The organism is Marininema halotolerans (assembly GCF_900116235.1).
In the GTDB taxonomy this organism is placed as follows: Bacteria; Bacillota; Bacilli; order Thermoactinomycetales; family DSM-45169; genus Marininema; species Marininema halotolerans.
The window spans coordinates 150,563-169,634 of record NZ_FPAA01000004.1; the positions used below are offsets into that span (position 1 = coordinate 150,563).

Annotated in this window: 19 protein-coding genes; all 19 read left to right on the forward strand. The window is 46.7% G+C overall.

Going from position 1 to position 19,072, the window contains the following annotated elements; all coding sequences use genetic code 11:
• Positions 1–16 precede the first annotated feature (16 nt).
• The 19 genes from CHX35_RS06530 (at position 17) to CHX35_RS06620 (ending at position 19,011) form a co-directional block, all read left to right on the forward strand.
• The gene (locus CHX35_RS06530; RefSeq protein ID WP_176391936.1) at positions 17–955 is read left to right on the forward strand and encodes a bifunctional riboflavin kinase/FAD synthetase; all 939 of its coding nucleotides are present in this window, start codon (positions 17–19) and stop codon (positions 953–955) included.
• Positions 956–1,120: 165 nt separating this feature from the next.
• Positions 1,121–1,390 carry a 30S ribosomal protein S15 gene (gene rpsO / locus CHX35_RS06535; protein WP_091836173.1) on the forward strand — a complete coding sequence of 90 codons (270 nt, stop codon included), beginning with the start codon at positions 1,121–1,123 and terminating at the stop codon, positions 1,388–1,390.
• A 128-nt stretch (positions 1,391–1,518) separates the two neighbouring features.
• Positions 1,519–3,621 (forward strand): polyribonucleotide nucleotidyltransferase, encoded by a 2,103-nt coding sequence (pnp, locus tag CHX35_RS06540; protein ID WP_091835750.1) that lies wholly within the window; start codon positions 1,519–1,521, stop codon positions 3,619–3,621.
• Between the two features lie 135 nt (positions 3,622–3,756).
• Complete coding sequence (locus CHX35_RS06545) at positions 3,757–4,737, forward strand: polysaccharide deacetylase family protein (RefSeq protein WP_091835753.1); 981 nt, start codon at positions 3,757–3,759, stop codon at positions 4,735–4,737.
• Between the two features lie 84 nt (positions 4,738–4,821).
• Positions 4,822–6,078: a M16 family metallopeptidase gene (locus CHX35_RS06550; protein WP_091835756.1), complete on the forward strand. Its 1,257-nt coding sequence runs from the start codon at positions 4,822–4,824 to the stop codon at positions 6,076–6,078.
• Complete coding sequence (dut, locus tag CHX35_RS06555; protein WP_176391937.1) at positions 6,062–6,514, forward strand: dUTP diphosphatase; 453 nt, start codon at positions 6,062–6,064, stop codon at positions 6,512–6,514. Before CHX35_RS06550 ends, dut begins: the two co-directional genes overlap by 17 nt.
• 20 nt (positions 6,515–6,534) lie before the next feature.
• The gene (locus CHX35_RS06560; RefSeq protein ID WP_091835758.1) at positions 6,535–6,714 is read left to right on the forward strand and encodes an aspartyl-phosphate phosphatase Spo0E family protein; all 180 of its coding nucleotides are present in this window, start codon (positions 6,535–6,537) and stop codon (positions 6,712–6,714) included.
• 158 nt (positions 6,715–6,872) lie between these two features.
• Positions 6,873–7,127 carry a YlmC/YmxH family sporulation protein gene (locus CHX35_RS06565; RefSeq protein ID WP_091835761.1) on the forward strand — a complete coding sequence of 85 codons (255 nt, stop codon included), beginning with the start codon at positions 6,873–6,875 and terminating at the stop codon, positions 7,125–7,127.
• 119 nt (positions 7,128–7,246) lie between these two features.
• The gene (gene dpsA / locus CHX35_RS06570) at positions 7,247–8,146 is read left to right on the forward strand and encodes a dipicolinate synthase subunit DpsA (protein ID WP_091836176.1); all 900 of its coding nucleotides are present in this window, start codon (positions 7,247–7,249) and stop codon (positions 8,144–8,146) included.
• Complete coding sequence (locus CHX35_RS06575) at positions 8,143–8,745, forward strand: dipicolinate synthase subunit B (RefSeq protein WP_091835764.1); 603 nt, start codon at positions 8,143–8,145, stop codon at positions 8,743–8,745. Before dpsA ends, CHX35_RS06575 begins: the two co-directional genes overlap by 4 nt.
• A gap of 111 nt (positions 8,746–8,856) precedes the next feature.
• Positions 8,857–9,882, forward strand: coding sequence for an aspartate-semialdehyde dehydrogenase (locus tag CHX35_RS06580; protein WP_091835766.1), 1,026 nt, complete (start codon positions 8,857–8,859; stop codon positions 9,880–9,882).
• A 31-nt stretch (positions 9,883–9,913) separates the two neighbouring features.
• Complete coding sequence (dapG, locus tag CHX35_RS06585; protein WP_091835768.1) at positions 9,914–11,140, forward strand: aspartate kinase; 1,227 nt, start codon at positions 9,914–9,916, stop codon at positions 11,138–11,140.
• Positions 11,141–11,196: 56 nt separating this feature from the next.
• Positions 11,197–12,081: a 4-hydroxy-tetrahydrodipicolinate synthase gene (dapA, locus tag CHX35_RS06590; protein ID WP_091835771.1), complete on the forward strand. Its 885-nt coding sequence runs from the start codon at positions 11,197–11,199 to the stop codon at positions 12,079–12,081.
• A 346-nt stretch (positions 12,082–12,427) separates the two neighbouring features.
• A complete protein-coding gene (locus tag CHX35_RS06595) occupies positions 12,428–14,104 on the forward strand; it encodes a ribonuclease J (protein WP_091835774.1) in 1,677 nt (558 codons plus the stop codon).
• Between the two features lie 15 nt (positions 14,105–14,119).
• The gene (locus tag CHX35_RS06600) at positions 14,120–14,314 is read left to right on the forward strand and encodes a hypothetical protein (RefSeq protein WP_091835777.1); all 195 of its coding nucleotides are present in this window, start codon (positions 14,120–14,122) and stop codon (positions 14,312–14,314) included.
• On the forward strand, positions 14,311–15,087 hold the full coding sequence (locus CHX35_RS06605) for a ClpP family protease (RefSeq protein WP_091835780.1): 777 nt from the start codon (positions 14,311–14,313) through the stop codon (positions 15,085–15,087). The genes CHX35_RS06600 and CHX35_RS06605 overlap by 4 nt, the downstream gene beginning before the upstream one ends.
• Positions 15,084–15,293: a YlzJ-like family protein gene (locus CHX35_RS06610; RefSeq protein WP_091835782.1), complete on the forward strand. Its 210-nt coding sequence runs from the start codon at positions 15,084–15,086 to the stop codon at positions 15,291–15,293. The genes CHX35_RS06605 and CHX35_RS06610 overlap by 4 nt, the downstream gene beginning before the upstream one ends.
• 115 nt (positions 15,294–15,408) lie before the next feature.
• Entirely contained in the window at positions 15,409–17,736 is a 2,328-nt protein-coding gene (locus CHX35_RS06615) for an FtsK/SpoIIIE family DNA translocase (protein WP_091835785.1), read from the forward strand.
• Positions 17,737–17,979: 243 nt separating this feature from the next.
• The gene (locus CHX35_RS06620) at positions 17,980–19,011 is read left to right on the forward strand and encodes a BMP family lipoprotein (RefSeq protein ID WP_091835789.1); all 1,032 of its coding nucleotides are present in this window, start codon (positions 17,980–17,982) and stop codon (positions 19,009–19,011) included.
• Positions 19,012–19,072: the final 61 nt, after the last annotated feature.

Below are 19,072 nucleotides of genomic sequence, written 5' to 3' on the forward strand. Positions count from 1 at the left end.
ATAGGAGATGACACCGATGGAGACCATCCATATATCATATCCGCTGAGGGAGGAAGTTCCTTCGGGCCCAGTTGCTCTGGCAATTGGCTACTTCGACGGGGTCCATCGGGGCCATCAATCAGTGATCGAACAGGCCCGTCGACTAGCGGAAGAAACCGATGCAAAGACAGGTGTGATGACCTTTCACCCCCACCCAAGGGAAGTGTTGGGAAAGGGGAAAATGAGTCATTATTTAACGCCTTTGCCAGAAAAATTACGACAGTTTGCGGATTTGGGAGTCGATCGGACATACGTTGTACGCTTTGATAAAGAATTTGCAGGACTATCGAAGGAAGATTTTGTTGAGAGGGTCTTGCTTCCCTTGGGTGTGACGGGGATGGCTTGTGGTTTCAACTTCTCCTTCGGACGAGGTGCAGCCGGGAAGCCAGCGGATTTACGCCAGTTAGGAGAGGGGCACTTTCAAGCTGTGGTCGCTCCTCCGATTGATCTAGAGGGACAACCCATGTCGAGTTCCCGCCTACGGCGCCTATTAGACGCTGGCAAAGTTGAGGAAGCGACGAAGATATTAGGGCGTCCGTACTCCCTTCGTGGTCGAGTTGAAAAAGGGGATCAACGAGGGCGTACGATCGGCTATCCAACGGCCAACCTATCGTTAGAGGAGCCGTATACCGTTCCCCTCGAAGGTGTATATGCGGTCAAGGTAACATGGGGAGAGAATCAGGTGGCAGAAGGCATGATGAATATTGGTCATCGACCCACCTTTAAGAATCCGACTGCCCAACGTACACTAGAGGTTCATCTTTTTGATCGCGATATCGACTTATATGGGGAGGAACTGATCGTTCACTTCCACCATCGTCTGCGAGAAGAAAAGCGCTTTGGTTCAGTCGCGGATTTAATTGATCAGCTACAACGGGATGAACGTGATGCACGAGTGCTCTTGGAGCGTAAGTGAATTCTCTTTTGCAATTATTTACTCTGATAAGGTTTGTATGCTATACTGTTGGATGTGCTAGAGTGGGTATCGACTCACTTTAACCATAACCCTTGGCGCGGTTCATCGACTGCCTCGGCGTTGTCCTGGGCCAAGGGGGGTTCAATATTGAAGGAGGTGAAAGTAATGAGCTTGTCTTTGGAGCGTAAACAACAGATTATTAGCGAGTTTAAAACCCACGAGAATGATACGGGTTCTCCAGAAGTGCAGATCGCTATTCTGACCACGCGGATCAACGAATTGAATGATCATTTGCGTGATCATAAGAAGGATCATCACTCCCGCCGTGGTCTTCTGAAGATGGTTGGGCAACGTCGTAACCTACTCAACTACCTGAAGAACAACGACATCGCACGGTACCGGACAGTGATTGGAAAACTTGGTTTACGTCGGTAACACAGCAAAGCGGGGATTTCCCCCGCTTTTTTCGTAGTCCGATCTAAATTTGCGTCAAAAGGATATACTGGATGAATGCAGAAAAGTAAAGGGTAATGTCTCCCATGAGAGGAGGAGTGAGAATCATAATGGAAAACGTGCGATATGAAACCGAACTGGCTGGCCGGATGCTCACCTTGGAGTTTGGGAAATTTGCAAATCAAGCAAACGGCGCCGTTTTTGTACGATATGGAGAAACCGCTGTATTAGCTACGGTTGTTGCATCAGAAAAACCAAAAAACATGGGTTTCTTTCCCCTAACCGTTAACTATGAAGAGCGACTCTATGCAGTAGGGAAAATCCCAGGAGGCTTTATTAAACGGGAAGGACGTCCGAGTGAAAAGGCGGTTCTAGCCAGCCGCTTGATTGATCGACCGATTCGACCACTCTTTCCAGAGGGCTTTCGAAATGATGTGCAAGTCGTTACGACAGTGATGTCGGTGGATCAGGATTGTTCTTCAGAAGTTGCAGCAATGATTGGTGCATCCGCCGCTTTAGGTGTGTCGGATATTCCCTTTGCTGGACCCATTGCTGGGGTAATCGTAGGTCGAGTGGACGGTCAACTGATTCTAAACCCAACGGTTGAGGAATCGGAACAGAGTGATTTGCATCTAGTTGTTGCTGGGACTCGTCACGGAGTTAATATGGTAGAAGCAGGGGCACAAGAGATCTCTGAGGAAGTAATGTTAGAAGCGATTCTCTTTGGTCACGATGCCATCAAAGAAAATATTGCTTTCCAAGAACGCATTATTGCAGAGATTGGTCAAGAAAAAATGGTGCCAGAGCTAATCCAGGTTGATCCTGAATTGGATCGTCGTGTGAGAGAGTTAGCTGTCCCTCCCATGGTTGAAGCGGCACAAGTGGTCGAGAAGCAAGCGCGTCAAGCGGCGATTGATGGAGTAAAAGAGCAAGTTATCGAACAACTATCATCAGAGTATCCGGAAGAAGAACAACAAGAAGAAATCACTTCAATTCTTAATACGGTATTGAAGGAAGAAGTTCGACGGATGATCTTGGATGAGAAAAAGCGCCCTGACGGACGTCTTCCTGAAGAGATTCGCCCCTTGGATAGTGAAACAGGCATCCTGCCACGTACCCATGGGTCAGGTCTATTTCGCAGAGGACAAACCCAAGTACTTTCGATCTGTACACTTGGTGCGTTGGGTGATGTGCAAATATTAGATGGCCTCGATTTGGAAGCATCAAAGCGCTTTATGCATCACTACAACTTCCCGCCCTTTTCCGTAGGCGATTCGCGTCCGATGCGTGCACCAGGTCGACGAGAAATTGGACATGGTGCGTTGGGTGAACGGGCGTTGGAACCCGTTGTTCCTTCCGAAGAAGAGTTTCCCTATACGATTCGTTTGGTATCTGAGGTATTAGAATCTAATGGATCGAGCTCCCAGGCTAGTATTTGTGCGTCGACCATGGCAATGATGGATGCAGGTGTACCGATTAAGTCTCCTGTTGCAGGGATTGCAATGGGTCTAGTGAAAGAAGAGGATCGGGTAACGATTCTAACAGATATCCAAGGGATGGAAGACCATCTCGGGGATATGGACTTTAAGGTCGCTGGAACCCGTCAAGGAGTCACCGCCTTGCAGATGGATATTAAGATTGAAGAGATTAGCCGCTCTGTCTTAGTGGAAGCACTAAAGCAGGCCCATCAAGCTCGACTTACTATCCTGGATCATATGGAAACAGCGATTGCTGAGCCTCGCCAGGAACTCTCCCGCTATGCTCCTAAAATCGTAGCCCTACGAATTCATCCCGATAAAATCCGGGACGTGATTGGACCAAGTGGGCGTACCATCAATAAAATTATCGATGAAACTGGCGTGAAAATCGATATCGAACAAGATGGTCGTGTTTATATTGCTTCGCCAGATCAAGGCAATAATGAGCGCGCGAAACAAATGATCGAAGATCTTGTCCGAGAAGTTACGGTAGGCGAAATCTATAATGCCACGGTTAAACGTGTGGAGAAGTATGGCGCCTTCGTGGAGTTGTTCCCTGGAAAAGAGGGTCTAGTACATATCTCTCAGCTGGATTCTGAACGGGTGAACAAAGTGACGGATGTGGTCAACCTCGGTGACTCGATTATGGTCAAGGTAACGGAAATTGATAACCAAGGGCGAATCAATTTGTCGCGCAAAGCAGCACTTAAGGGCGAGACAGACTCGAAAGAGTAAGTCTTCGCAGGCAAAAAGAGTCAGAGCGATCTGTCTCTTTTTTTATGAGGTGAAGACGGGCTTACTATCTCAACGACTTCGTATAGAAGCTCCTTGTCTAGCATAAGTTAGTAGCGTCAGACAGGGGGGCAACTAATGAAAAAGTGGCAGATACGAAAACGGTGGATCCTCTTTTTAGTGCCTGTTATATGGATGGGGGTTCATTCTACAGCAGTGACGGCTTACATCGAGACGGTGAAAAGAGGAGCGACTCCAGCGGTTTTTGCCTATGATGAGCTACAAGATGCAATTGCAAAGGAGTCAGAGAGACGAGCACAAAAGCCTATTGATGCTCGTTTTGATAAAGTGTGGAAAGCGATCCCAGGTTATAATGGGCGTGTGGTGGATCAAGAGGCTACTTACCAATTGGCTTCCAAGGAGAAACGAACCTTTCCTAAGCAATGGATTTATCGAGAAGTGCCTCCAAAGGTAGGGCTGGATGACCTCTCTCCCAGTCCTATTTACCGTGGCAATGAACATAAGCCAATGGCTGCTTTGATGATTAATGTCGCTTGGGGGACTGAACATCTATCAAACATGTTGGCTACTTTGGACAAAGAACACGTTAAGGCTACATTTTTTCTAGATGGTTCATGGTTATCCAAGCACGAGCAGGAGGCACGATTGATCCTGGCACAGGGACATGAAATAGGTAATCATGCCTATTCGCATCCGATGATGAGTCGGCTTAATCGCGCAAAAGCGACTCAGGAAATTCAACGTACAGAGTCCTTCATTCGAAAACTGGGTACACGCTCCCACTTTTTTGCTCCACCGAGTGGGGATTTCACTCAGCAGACCGTAGAGGTCGCTCATGGTTTGGGGATGAAAACGGTGATGTGGACGGTGGATACGGTGGATTGGCGAAAAACATCAGCCCCTGCGTGGATGATTTCTCGGGTGAGAGAGAAGGCCGGTAATGGAGCATTGATCTTAATGCATCCCACTGATCGATCAGCTATCGCATTGCCTCAAATTATACGGACGATGAAGCAAAAAGGAATAAAATTGGGAACGGTAGCGGAGGTACTCTCTTCCAAGCGGGTAAATCCTGTTGAGCCAAAAGGTACCTTCTGATATAGTGGGGATACTTCGCGGAAAATTATTACATATGCCACGCTTCGAGTGTGGCGATGGGGTGAAGGAGGAACTTGGCACACGGTGATACAAAAATATACACTACCTAATGGTGTTCGAGTGGTTGCAGAATCGATTCCCCATGTGCGATCTGTTGCATTTGGATTGTGGATTGGGACAGGTTCACGCTTTGAGATGCCACATAATAACGGGATTTCTCATTTCTTAGAACATATGATGTTCAAAGGGACAAAAACAAGGACTGCTCGTCAGCTAGCTGAAACCTTTGATGAAGTAGGAGGTCATGTTAATGCCTTCACATCAAAGGAGATAACGTGCTATTACGCCAAAGTATTGGACGAGCATTTGGAACATGCAATGGATGTCTTGGCGGATATGTTTTTTGAGTCAACATTTCAAACGGAGGAGATCCAAAAGGAGCGAAAAGTAATCGAGGAAGAGATTCGGATGGTAGAGGATACCCCCGATGATATTATCCATGATTGGCTTTCCGAAGCCGCTTATTCGCGTCACCCCTTGGGTTATCCTGTGTTAGGGACTCTGGAAAATCTACAAACCTTCGATCGTGAAACGGTTCTCGATTATCGCGACCGTCATTATCGACCCGAAGAGTTGGTGATTGCGGTTGCTGGGAATTTACCAACCAATTGGTTAGCGCAGGTCGAAGCGCGCTTTTCCCATTTTACTGGTAAAGGGGAGCGGTGCGCGGGAGATTCACCGGTATATACGGGTGAGACCATTGTACGAGCAAAGGGAACCGAGCAAACCCATATTTGTCTAGGGTTTCCTGGAATTGCGTTAACGGATGAGCGAATTTACTCGTTAATTTTATTAAATAACATTCTTGGTGGAAATATGAGCTCACGACTCTTTCAGGAGATCCGGGAAGAACGTGGGTTGGCTTATTCTGTTTATTCGTATCATAGTGCATATCAGGATAGTGGTCTTTTTACGATCTATGCGGGAACCGGTCATGATCAAGCAGAGGATGTGACCACACTCATTTTAGATACCATTGATAAGATACGGCAGGATGGCGTGACGGAAAATGAATTACAAAAAGGGAAAGAGCAGTTAAAAGGTAGTTTAATGATGAGCCTTGAGAGCACAAATAACCGAATGAGTCGCCTTGGAAAGAATGAACTTCTGTTAGGGCGTCATATGTCCCTGGACGAAGTGGTGAGTGCGGTGGGAAGGGTTCATAAAGAGGATCTTTTGAGCACTGCGCAAACCATTTTTTCACAACCCATCGCGTTATCATTATTATCACCGACAGGGAAAGTGCCGGCTGCTTACAGGAGGAATGCACTTGTTGTATAATGTGAAGATTTGTAAAACCCCTGGAAATGACGATTTGTCTTTGCCAAAACAGATGTCCGCAGCAGCAGCGGGATTTGACTTAACAGCGGCTGTGGAAGAAGCGATTACGATTGCACCTGGAGAATGGAAGCTCATTCCCACAGGAATATCTCTGGAGATGCCAGAACAATTGGAAGCACAGGTTCGACCCCGAAGTGGGCTGGCATTAAAGCATGGAATTACTCTGATGAATTCGCCAGGGACGATTGATGCGGATTACCGTGGGGAAGTCAAAGTGATCCTTCATAACTTAGGACATGCACCCTTTATCGTTCATCGTGGTGAGCGTATTGCGCAACTGGTTTTTCAAATGTTACCCCAGGTGAAGATCACGGAGGTAGCAGAGCTTTCTAGCACGGTACGTGGTGCAGGTGGATTCGGCCATACTGGCAAATAAATCGCAGCGGAGGGGACAAGGTGAGTTCTGCACGATTGGAAACCCTGGAGTGGGAGATGGAAATGTTGAGAGCCGCCCTATATCGTGAAATCGAGGGAGAGCGTGAACGTCTTTCCCACACCTCAGTCCTACCAATTAGCCGCGAACTGGATGACATTTTAAATCAGTACTATGCCGAAAAAAATCGGCAACCTTCATAATAAAATGTTGGATCAAGTTTCTGGACAGATAAGTGCTTGCACTTATCTGTTTTTTTCATGGATGGGAGTGGGACGTTTTTAGCATATGGGGTCTCTGTAAGCGATAGATTTCAATCAAGGACGGGTTTTTCATCCCATCATCGAAGGGGGAAGATCGGATGCGATGGAGTGAATTAGCAGGGAAAGAATTAATTGATATCGCAGGAGGCGAAAGAATGGGGAGCCTAGGACAGGCTGATTTGGTGATTGATCCAGAGAACGGAAAAGTTGAAGCATTGCTGTTATCCATTGGTTCGTCATGGTTTGGGCGTCAACAGGAAGAAAAAATGATTCGATGGAAACATATTCGGAAAATTGGTCCGGAAATGGTCATCGTTGAAGTGGATCATCCCTCCTCTGCGCGCGAGAGTTGAATCAGCAAAACCCTATGGTAACCCTTGCCGGGCAGTCAACATATGATGCATGGAAGCGACGACTTCCGAAGGGAGGGCATCGCTGGGGAGCTCCCCGGGAAAGGGGTCTTCAGAGGGAGATGTTGACAGGGAAGCATGTCGCATTTATCGGCGGGGATGCTAGGCAATTGGAAGTGATTAAAAGCTGTCTTTCACTCGATGCAAAAGTAAGCTTGATTGGATTCGAAAACTTGCAAAGCCCGTTCAGTGGAGCAACTAACCGGGAGATCTCCCCGGAACTCTTGGCGACTGTCGACATGTTAATTTTGCCAATTCTCGGCACAGATGAAGAAGGGCATGTGGATAGTATTTTTACAACAAAGACCCTCGTGTTAACCGAAAGGGATATGCGGGCGCTTCCGCCCCATGCCGTCGTTTATGCCGGAATTGCGAAATCATATCTGAAAAATCTATGCGAAGAGGCGACAATTCGCCTCGTTGAACTACTGAAACGGGACGATGTGGCAATTTACAACTCCATCCCGACGATGGAGGGTGCTTTGATGATGGCGATTCAACATACCAACATCACCATCCATGGTTCCAATTCTATGGTGTTGGGGCTAGGAAGGGTCGGCGTTACCCTTTGTCGGAGTCTCCATGCTTTAGGCGCACAAGTGAAAGTGGGGGTTCGTAAACCCGCTCACGTGGCACGGAGTGTAGAGATGGGACTGTTACCATTTTCAATGGAAGAACTAGCAAATGAAGTGGGAGATATCGATTTACTATTTAATACCATTCCTGCAAAGGTTGTGACGGAGGCTGTTTTGAAAAAAATGCCCTATAGCGCGGTGATAATCGATCTGGCTTCCAAGCCGGGAGGTGTCGATTTCGCCTATGCTGAAAAGCGAGGAATCAAGGCTTTGTTAGCCCCAAGCCTCCCTGGAATTGTTGCTCCAAAAACCGCAGGCAGGATTTTGGCTCAGACGATGACGCGCCTGTTGGCAAAAGAGTTTGGTGAGGAGGGGTCGAGCCCATGAATTTTGCAGGGAGGACAATTGGATTTGGATTGACTGGATCCCATTGTACCCATGACGAAGTCCTACCCCAAATGCAAAGGCTTGTCGACATGGGAGCACGAGTGATTCCAGTTGTTTCTCATACGGTGAAAACCGTCGATAGCCGATTTGGTGAAGCGGAAAAATGGTTAACGAGCATGGAATCCATTACAGGTGAAAAAGTGATCGACAGCGTCGCTGAAGCGGAGCCGATTGGCCCAAAGGAAATGCTTGATTGTATGTTAATAGCCCCTTGTACAGGGAACAGCCTTGCTCGTTTGGCCAATGCACTCACCGATGGCCCGGTGTTAATGGCAGCAAAAGCGCAGATGAGAAATCATCGGCCAGTTGTTATCGCTATTTCAACCAATGACGCCCTTGGTTTTAATGCGGCCAATTTGGCAAAGCTTTTGGTTGCGCGGGATGTTTATTTTGTTCCCTTTGGTCAAGATAACCCAGCAGGAAAGCCAAAATCCATGGTCGCAAGAATGGAATCGATACCCGAAACCCTAGTAGCAGCAATGGATGGATATCAATTACAACCATTGATAGTTGAAAAATATCGTGATTTAACCTCATAATAGATAAAGATTGTGCAAAAACGCCATAGAATCAGAACGGCCTTCCAAAGGAATGATCACACGAAGGCCTTCAATTCTTTTGGCGATCTTTTATGAGGAGGATATCTAACCATGCCATCACGAGAAATGACTGTAGCCATCCTCGGTGCTAGCGGAGCTGTCGGGGAGCAACTATTACGCAACCTAGAAGCGAGGAACTTTCCTGTCAAAGAATTACGGCCTCTTGCTTCAAAACGTTCCGCAGGCAAAACGATTCGTTTTCGGAATGAAGAGGTCGTAATCCGCGAGGCGACACCAGAAGCTTTTGAAGGCGTGGACATCGCTCTTTTCAGCGCGGGTGGAGGAATTAGTAAGATGTTTGCTCCAGAAGCGGTGAAGCGGGGGGCGGTGGTAGTAGATAACACCAACGCCTTTCGGATGGATCCTGATGTACCGCTGGTCGTTCCGGAGGTCAACAAAGAAGCAATCAAAAAACATAAAGGTATCATTGCTAATCCCAATTGTTCAACGATCCAAATGGTTGTGGCACTCAAACCATTGTATGATCGTTTTGGCTTTGAACGCGTGATTGTTTCTACTTACCAAGCAGTTTCTGGCTCTGGTGCGAAAGCGATGAAAGAACTTGAGGAGCAATCGCGAGCCATTCTTGAGGGTCAAGAGCCACGCACAGAAGTGATGCCGGTAGGTGCATTGGATAAACATTATCCCCTTGCCTTTAATGCAATTCCGCAATGTGATGTTGCACAGGAAAACGGGTATACACTGGAAGAGATGAAAATGGTACGAGAGACCAAAAAAATCTTTTCCGATGATCGTATTGGCGTATCAGCCACTTGTGTCCGAGTGCCGGTGTTACGCGGGCATAGTGAATCCGTTTATGTAGAATTAAACAAGGATTTTGATATGGAAGAGATTCGTCACGCACTTCGCGAGGCGGAGGGGGTTATTTTGGAAGACGACATCGCTGCCCAAGTTTATCCCATGCCACTGAACGCGACAGGGAAAGATGAGGTCTTTGTAGGGCGTGTACGTAGAGATACGGTGAACCCTCGTGGGTTGAATATGTGGGTTGTCTCCGATAACTTGTTAAAAGGAGCGGCCACAAACGCCGTTCAGATTGCTGAATACCTGGTCTAATACAATCATTCATCGAAGAAGGGAATGCTTCATGAATATACGTGTACAAAAATTCGGCGGAACGTCAGTAGCTACACCAGACTTGCGATCACGCGTCCTTCATCATATCCAACGGGCGAGAGAGGAAGGTGCCTCGCTTGTCGTTGTCGTTTCAGCGATGGGACGAAAAGGGGACCCCTATGCGACAGATACGTTCTTAGAATGGATCGGTCAAAATGGGCGTACACTTTCTCCTCGGGAACAGGACTTATTACTTTCATGTGGAGAGATTATTTCAGCTTCTACCTTATCCAGCCTACTTAACGAAGAAGGTATTGCCAATACCGTATTGACAGGTGGGCAAGCGGGCATTATTACCAATAATAAATATACGGATGCTCAGATTGTTACCATTAACCCAACGCGGGTTCGTGAGGAATTGGAAATGGGGAACGTGGTTGTTCTTGCTGGATTCCAAGGGAGAACCGCAGATGGCGAAGTAACAACCCTCGGTCGTGGTGGAAGCGATACGACAGCGACTGCCCTGGGCGTCGCTTTAGAGGCTGAGGTGGTCGACATCTTTACGGATGTGGAAGGAATTATGACTGCAGATCCTCGCATTGTTGAAGATGCCTCCCCCCTTGAAACCGTCACTTATACAGAAATTTGCAATTTAGCTTTCCAAGGGGCCAAGGTGATTCATCCTCGTGCGGTGGAGCTTGCCATGCAGACCAATGTACCCATTCGCGTTCGTTCAACGATGAGTGATCATCCAGGTACCCTGGTTACGAGCATCCAGGAGCAGGATAAGATCGCAGGCGAGATGCGTGAGCGAATGATCACTGGGATTACGCAGATGGCGAATGTGACGCAAATTAAGGTGGCTGCAAAAGAAGGAGAATATGATCTTCAGCTGACCGTATTTAAAGCGATGGCGGAGAACGGGATTAGTGTGGATTTTATCAACATCAATCCGAGTGGTGTAGCTTATACGGTGTATGATCATGAAGCAGAGAGGGCACGGGAAATTCTTAGCTCCCTTGGCTTTGAACCTGAGCTTCATCAGGGTTGTGCCAAAGTATCCATTGTGGGTGCAGGGATTGCAGGTGTTCCTGGAGTGATGTCAAGAATTGCCGAGGCCCTTACTGAAGAAGATATTCAAATATTACAGTCTGCGGATTCCCATACTACGATCTGGGTGTTAGTAAAAGGGGATGATATGGTGAATGCGGTACGCTCGCTTCATCGTAAATTTGATCTCCATAAAACGTATATGTAGGAATTACAGAGATAGAGTTCATTACTTTGTAGATTGGTTTTAGGGGGTTGGACACTGTGACATTTGGCAGAATCATGACGGCGATGATCACACCGATGCATCAGACGGGAGACATCGACTGGAATGGTGTAGAGGCGGTTCTGGAACACCTGGTAGCAACTGGGACAGAAGGGATTGTCGTCTCTGGCACAACGGGGGAATCGCCAACGTTGACCCAAGAAGAAAAAGTACAGCTTTTTACCTATGTGGTGGAACGTGTGAAGGGTCGCGTAAACGTTATAGCGGGTACAGGTAGCAATGATACACGCTCGAGCATGGAATTGACGAAAAGAGCCGCCGATTGTGGCGTAGACGGAATCATGTTAGTAGCTCCCTATTACAATAAACCAACCCAGGAAGGGTTGTTTCAACATTTTTCTACGATTGCTAAGACAACCACCTTGCCCATCATGGTCTACAATGTACCTGGCCGTACATCGGTGAACATGAGTGCCGACACGATGGTCCGCTTGTCGTCAGAAGTCGACAATATTCAGGCGATTAAAGAGGCTAGCGGCAACTTGGTTCAAGTGATGGATGTCATCAGTAATAAACCTGAGAATGTTGTTGTGCATAGTGGTGTCGATGAGTTAAATCTGCCATATCTTTCGGTGGGTGGAGATGGTGTAGTCAGTGTAGCGAGCCATCTTGTGGGTATGGAGATGAAGGAGATGCTTGAGGCTTTTGATCGGGGCGAGATCGCTCACGCTGCAGAAATCCAACGGAAACACCTTCCGTTGATTCGGGCCCTATTTATGACTTCTAGCCCAGCACCCTTAAAATATGCAATGAATCGTTTAGGAATTTGTGAAGAGCATGTTCGGATGCCAGTGATTCCTCTATCTGCAGAAGAAAAATTGGTCATGGATCGACTTCTTGATGAACTCCAACTCTTAAAATAATGATCATGGAATGATTAAAACCGTCTGAACCTGTTCAAGGTCAGACGGTTTTTTGTATGGAACCCCATTCGATACAAGCGATTCCTTTGAACGGCAAAAACATTTTCGATCTTGTCGAGCAGAGGTTCTCTCCTGGCTTTTTCTAACCACGGGTTAATGAATGGATCTCAGGGGAAATCTACTAAATACAAGTGGATGTGCCCCGTCTTTTCAGGAACCGCTTTCTTTTTTTGAGGGGATTTCTTGCAAGCGGATTCGGCAATCGTGTATAATGTGGCTAAGTGACTTGTGCGGTTATATGGGTGATTAACAACAATTGAATAAATAACAGGAGGAATTTTTTTTAATGAAAAACAACTCACGAAGCAAGCTATCTGTATTTGCTCTCGGTGGGTTGGATGAAATCGGGAAAAATATGTACGTGGTGCGGTACGGAGACGATATCATCGTCATCGATTCCGGATTGATGTTTCCAGAGGAGGAAATGTTAGGGATCGATGTGGTGATCCCAGACATCACGTATTTGGTTGAAAATCGGGATAAAGTGCGCGGCATTTTGCTGACGCACGGGCATGAGGATCATATTGGGGGGCTTCCCTATATTTTGAGGGAGCTGAATGTTCCTATCTACGGGACGAAGTTGACGTTAGGTTTGGTCGAACATAAATTACGTGAGGCACATTTGCTAAACCAAACAAAGCGGATAATTGTCAATAACCGCTCGGAAGTGACACTGGGGTCCATTCGAGCAAGCTTTTTTAAAGTGAATCATAGCATCCCTGATTCCGTAGGGATTGCTTTGGAAACACCAGAGGGTACGGTAGTTCATACAGGGGACTTTAAATTTGATATGACCCCAGTGAACTCCAATATGGCGGATATGCACAAGATGGCAGAAATCGGTAAAAAGGGCGTCTTGTGTCTTTTATCCGATAGCACCAATGCTGAACGTCCTGGCTTTACAGGTTCGGAACGGAACGTCGGGGAAGCGTTAGCGGAAATATTCCGTACATCAAAGCAACGGGTGATTGTCGCTACCTTTGCATCCAATGTTTCCCGAATTCAGCAAGTGGTGGATGCAGCCCAGGATCATAACCGGAAACTGGCTGTGATCGGACGGAGTATGGTGAATGCAGTGAATATCTCGATGGAACTAGGTTATTTACGTGTTCCTCCTGATCTTTTGATCGATCCGGATGAGATTAATCGACTTCCCGCTCATAAAGTCGCTGTCATCTCTACGGGTAGCCAAGGTGAACCGATGAGTGCGCTTACTCGTATGGCTCATGGTGCACACCGGAAGATCGAGATTCTTCCTGGTGATACCGTTGTCCTTGCAGCTACCCCCATCCCAGGTAATGAGAAGACAGTGGCTAAAACCGTAGATCAACTTTACCGTGTCGGTGCCAACGTGATTTACAGCGCCAATTCCTCAAATGGTGTTCACGTATCCGGACATGGTTCTCAAGAAGACCTCAAACTCATGCTCAACCTTATGCAACCCAAATATTTTCTCCCGATTCATGGTGAGCACCGGATGTTACGGGCTCATGGCCAACTAGCCGAATCCGTAGGGGTACGACCGGAAAATATCTTCATCTGTGATAATGGAGACGCAGTCGAATTTTTCGGTGGGAAAGCCCGCTTCGGTTCAAAAATTGCAACAGGAAAAGTATTAATCGATGGTCTAGGAATTGGGGATGTCGGCAACATTGTCCTGCGTGATCGAAAACTCTTATCGCAGGATGGGATTCTCGTCGTTGTCGTCACACTCAGCAAAAACAACGGTAAGATTTTGTCCGGCCCGGATATCATCTCTCGTGGCTTCGTCTATGTACGCGAATCCGAAAAACTGCTCGAGGAAGCTAACCGCATTGTCACCCAAACGATGGAAAAATGTGCAAATGAACGTGTAAGTGAATGGGCTTCATTGAAGACAAGCATTCGTGACGCATTGTCTCGATTCCTATATGATCGGACACGCCGCAGACCAATGATTCTACCGATTATTATGGAAGTATAATGGAGTGAAGAAGACATGATAAGTCGCAACCCTACGGTTGCGACTTTTTTGGTATTAGTGGTTTTTATTGATTGCGAGCGGGAAAAGCTAGCCCTTCAGGATTGGGATGAAAGCGAGCGTCAGACGAAGGAGGGGGGATTTGCCCTTTCAATTGAATGTTACCCTTCCCTTCCAGTACATACTAGAACAGAAGGGGGTTGGGATGGATGATGGATAATCGCATGAATAGTCAACGAGGAGCGTTTCAAAACGCTTCGGATCCTTCGCCGGAAAGTGAAGGGCCGGATAAACACGGAGATTCTGAGAAGAAAAAAGGGGTCATTGATGCCATTCAGTCTTTAGGGCAATCCAATGTCCCTCAATTAGCTTCCAATATCTATTGCATGTCGGTGATTGGACAAATTGAAGGACATATTGTCATGCCATCACAAAACAAGACGACGAAGTATGAGCATGTGATTCCTCAAATTGTTGCAGCGGAACAGAATGACAACATCGAGGGTGTAGTTATCATTCTGAATACGGTAGGTGGGGACGTCGAAGCAGGTTTGGCAATTGCGGAAATGCTCGCTTCCATGACGAAACCGACGGTTTCCTTGGTATTAGGTGGAGGACATAGTATTGGGGTTCCGATTGCTGTTTCCTCAGATGTTTCCTTTATCGCAGAAACCGCAACGATGACGATCCATCCCGTTCGCTTAACGGGGTTAGTTGTGGGGGTTCCACAAACCTTTGAGTACATGGAGAAAATGCAGGAGCGAGTGATTCGCTTTGTCGAAAATCATTCTAATTGTAACGAAGAACAATTTCGTGAGTTAATGTTTCGTACGGGTGAATTAGCGCGGGATATCGGAACGAATGTGATTGGAGCAGATGCAGTGAAGTATGGGCTGATCGATCGCGTTGGCGGTCTGGGGGATGCCCTTGCTGAACTGAATCGATTGATTGAAACCCGTAAGAACAGTGGGGGCGTGGTGCAGTGATTTACTATTCCATTGTGCCCCCAGAAGTGGCTTTGGTGGATGCATCGGCTCCCACCCCCGATTACCAGGAAGTCGAAGTGGAAGGGATATTGATGACAGTGGAGATGGTTCAAGGACAGGCACGAATCCACCGTCTTCATTCTCCCGACCCCGCGCACTACCTGGATCCACGCTATCAACCAGGAAATGTAGTCAATCTCGTATAATCCATTCATTTAAAAGGATCCTCCAACAGTTGGAGGGTCTTTCCATGTTATAATCGAAGTTAAAGATAGCGAATGTTTGGAACGAAGTGTTGGAATAGGCGGAAAAGGTGATTCGATGGCAAAAGGAAAGAAAAAGAAAGAGACAGGACTACAACAGGCGATTTTTTATGAACTATATGGAATCGCGTTGTTTACATTGTCCGTAATGGCATTGGCACAACTGGGTGCAGTTGGACGGTCGCTTACATATCTCTCTCGATTTTTTGTAGGAAATTGGGATTTTATTTTACCACTTGGCGGATTAATTGTTGCTGTTTATGTGATGGTGAAACGTCATTGGCCCAATCGATGGTCCAGTCGCTGGACGGGGATCCTTTTAATCGTACTGGCTTTTCTGATTTGGAATCATATGGATACCTTTGATCACCTTCGCGCCCGCGGCATGGATGGACCGGTGATTCAGACAACATGGAACCAAATTCTTGCGAGTCGCCAGTCGGCATTGCCAACCGATATTGGAGGTGGAATGATAGGGGGATTGGGCTATGCACTTTTCCAATACCTTTTTGATCGCACAGGTTCCACTTTAGCCATTTTCGCCCTTGGATTGGCTGGAGGCCTTCTTTCAACGGGCTCTTCCTTTGTTAATACACTGCGATCCTTGCGTGAGAGTGGAAGGCAATGGCTCCGGGAATGGAAGACGCATATGGTACGTCGGTTTGCAAAGAAAAATCAGGGAAAAAAGAAACCTCCTTCGCGAAAGAAACAAGCAGAAGTGGAACCCAATCAGTCAGCAACCATGAATAAAGAGTCACCAGGTGATGTTCCAGTGATCCATGACTTTTCAGAAAAAGAAGAAGAGAGTTACCAACCTGGCGAGTTGGAACAACCTGAATTATTTCCTGTGGAGCCTCCAACACCAACCGATAAAGAAGTATCGATCCCCTCACAAGCAAAAGGTTCAAAGGAGCCGAATGAGAAGCGCGGTGCCGTTGTGGTTGAATTTAATCAAGAGCAGGAATTGCCAGAATATCGTCTTCCTTCTTATTCGTTACTAAAGAAGCAAAAGAAAAGCGGAAGAAATCACGAGCGTAAAGGCATGACTGAAAATGCTCGTAAATTGGAAGCGACCTTGGAGAGTTTTGGCGTGAAAGCGAAAGTGACCCAGATTCATCGTGGCCCGGCGGTAACACGGTATGAAGTGCAGCCAGATATTGGTGTAAAGGTGAGTCGGATTGTAAACCTTTCCGATGACATTGCGCTCTCCCTTGCTGCAAAAGATATTCGTATTGAAGCACCGATACCAGGGAAAGCGGCCATTGGAATCGAGGTGCCAAACACAGAGATTTCCGTGGTAGGCTTAAGGGATGTACTGGAAAGCTCCCAATACCATGAATCACCCTCAAAAGTATCGATTGCACTGGGAAGGGATATTTCCGGGGAACCCATTGTGGGTGACCTTTCTAAAATGCCCCATTTATTGGTGGCAGGTGCCACGGGATCTGGGAAGAGTGTATGTATAAACGATATTATTTGTAGCATTCTTTATAAGGCAAAGCCTCATGAAGTAAAGTTTATGATGATTGATCCCAAAATGGTGGAGCTCAACATTTATAATGGGATCCCCCATCTATTAGCCCCCGTTGTGACCGACTCACGTCGAGCGGCAGTTGCTTTGAAAAAAGTGGTTGCAGAGATGGAGAAGCGGTATGAATTGTTTGCTAAATCGGGAGCAAGGGACATTGAGCGCTATAATGAAGGGATCCGGGAGAAAAAAGAAGGAAGTCTTCTTCCTTATATTGTCGTGATTGTGGATGAACTTGCTGATTTAATGATGGTGGCTCCCTCAGAAGTAGAGGATGCCATCTGCCGTTTAGCACAAATGGCGCGAGCTGCGGGAATCCATTTGATTATTGCTACACAGCGACCATCTGTGGATGTAATCACAGGGGTAATTAAGGCGAATATTCCCTCTCGCATCGCGTTTGGTGTATCTGCACAAGCGGATTCTCGCACAATATTGGATATGGGGGGAGCGGAGAAACTGCTTGGACGAGGCGATATGCTTTACCTGCCTGTTGGCGCTTCAAAGCCAATTCGGGTGCAAGGTTCCTTCCTCTCAGATAAAGAGGTGGAAACAGTTGTACGGTTTGTAAAGGATCAACAAAAGGCAGACTATAACGAAGAGATGATCCCACAGGAGACAGAACTATCCACCGATCAAGTGGAAGATGATTTATTCCCGGATGCTGTGCAGTTAGTCGTCGAAGCAAAAACAGCCTCTGTATCCCTTTTGCAACGGCGTCTGCGCATTGGCTATACGCGTGCCGCACGCTTAATTGACTTTATGGAACAACAGGGAATTGTGGGGCCCTATGAAGGCAGTAAACCAAGGGAGGTGCTCTTGCATCCAGAACAGTGGCGACAACAACATAACGCTTAAATTACCAATAATTAGTATTACAATACGACATAATAAAAGTGTAGAAAAAAGATTGCTAGCATGGTATAACATAAGAGCGTAGTATGGGTCAGGGAAATGATAGTATCCAAACATAAAACGGAAACCCCGTTTTACCCCCATCATGGCTGTTTCTGTCTGCTTTTTACAAGCGCTTACATTTTGGGGGATAATAAGCCTGATCCAATTGCTCGAAAGATCTCAACCAAGGGGGATTCAAACAAAATGAAGCTGAAAGCACTCGGTGCATTGCTGTTAAGTGCAGCACTCGTAACCGTCGCAGGTTGTGGCGCGGCACAAGATAGTAAAGGTGGAAGCAAAGGTCAAAGCGCTGGCCTTGTAACAGATGTTGGTGGTTTAAATGACGAATCCTTTAACCAAAATGCCTGGGCGGGTCTCCAAAAAGCTGGAAAAGAAATGGACTTTAACGTAAAAGCATTGGAATCCAAACGGGATGATGAGTATATTCCAAACTTAACCAAGTTTGCTCGGGAAAAGCGGACGATTACGTGGGGAATGGGCTTTAAAATTCAAAATGCATTAGAAAAGGTATCCAACCAATTTAAGGATCAACACTTCGCCATTGTTGATACCGATATGGGTGGGAAAATTCCTGACAACGTTGCAGCCGTTACCTTTAAAGAAGAAGAGGGCTCCTTCTTGATGGGGGTTATCGCTGGGTCAATGACAAAAACCAATAAAGTTGGATTTATTGGCGGGATTACCTCCCCATTGATTAAAAAGTTTGAGTCAGGGTACCGCGCAGGGGTTAAAGCAGCCAATCCAAAGGCAGAGGTAAAAGTGGTTTATGCAGAAAGCTTTACCGATAGTGCTAAAGGACGTGCCTTGGCATCGAGTCTGTATAATGGTGGAACCGATATCATCTATCATGCAGCGGGTGGCGTAGGTAAAGGGCTCTTTAACGAAGTGAAAACACGCAAACAAGGAAAGTATTGGGCGATTGGTGTGGATATGGATCAGTCCAAACTCGCACCGGATCATACCTTGTCTTCCATGGTAAAACGCGTGGATGTAGCGGTATACGACATGATGAAGAAAGTAAAGGATGATAAGTTCCCAGGCGGCGAGCAAGTCCAGATAGGTCTGAAGGATAACGGAGTTGGCTATGCTGATACAACCAAGGAACATGTCCCAGCGAAAGTCTTGAAAAAAGTAGACGATTTCAAACAACAAATTATTGACGGCAAAATCAAAGTACCTGCTAACGAAAACGAGTTAAAAAAGTTCAAGCCGTAACGTTCGAAGAGTATGAGATTATCAGGCGCGGAAAAAGGGGCCGGCTCGCCAGCTGGTCCTT

Coding starts and splice junctions, on each gene's coding strand:
- rpsO (WP_091836173.1), top strand. CDS start 1,121: ATGAGCTTGTCTTTGGAGCGTAAACAACAGATTATTAGCGAGTTTAAA.
- CHX35_RS06580 (WP_091835766.1), top strand. CDS start 8,857: ATGCCATCACGAGAAATGACTGTAGCCATCCTCGGTGCTAGCGGAGCT.
- dpsA (WP_091836176.1), top strand. CDS start 7,247: ATGTTGACAGGGAAGCATGTCGCATTTATCGGCGGGGATGCTAGGCAA.
- CHX35_RS06615 (WP_091835785.1), top strand. CDS start 15,409: ATGGCAAAAGGAAAGAAAAAGAAAGAGACAGGACTACAACAGGCGATT.
- CHX35_RS06600 (WP_091835777.1), top strand. CDS start 14,120: ATGATAAGTCGCAACCCTACGGTTGCGACTTTTTTGGTATTAGTGGTT.
- CHX35_RS06565 (WP_091835761.1), top strand. CDS start 6,873: ATGCGATGGAGTGAATTAGCAGGGAAAGAATTAATTGATATCGCAGGA.
- CHX35_RS06575 (WP_091835764.1), top strand. CDS start 8,143: ATGAATTTTGCAGGGAGGACAATTGGATTTGGATTGACTGGATCCCAT.
- dapG (WP_091835768.1), top strand. CDS start 9,914: ATGAATATACGTGTACAAAAATTCGGCGGAACGTCAGTAGCTACACCA.
- CHX35_RS06530 (WP_176391936.1), top strand. CDS start 17: ATGGAGACCATCCATATATCATATCCGCTGAGGGAGGAAGTTCCTTCG.
- CHX35_RS06545 (WP_091835753.1), top strand. CDS start 3,757: ATGAAAAAGTGGCAGATACGAAAACGGTGGATCCTCTTTTTAGTGCCT.
- dut (WP_176391937.1), top strand. CDS start 6,062: ATGCACTTGTTGTATAATGTGAAGATTTGTAAAACCCCTGGAAATGAC.
- CHX35_RS06620 (WP_091835789.1), top strand. CDS start 17,980: ATGAAGCTGAAAGCACTCGGTGCATTGCTGTTAAGTGCAGCACTCGTA.
- CHX35_RS06605 (WP_091835780.1), top strand. CDS start 14,311: ATGATGGATAATCGCATGAATAGTCAACGAGGAGCGTTTCAAAACGCT.
- CHX35_RS06595 (WP_091835774.1), top strand. CDS start 12,428: ATGAAAAACAACTCACGAAGCAAGCTATCTGTATTTGCTCTCGGTGGG.
- pnp (WP_091835750.1), top strand. CDS start 1,519: ATGGAAAACGTGCGATATGAAACCGAACTGGCTGGCCGGATGCTCACC.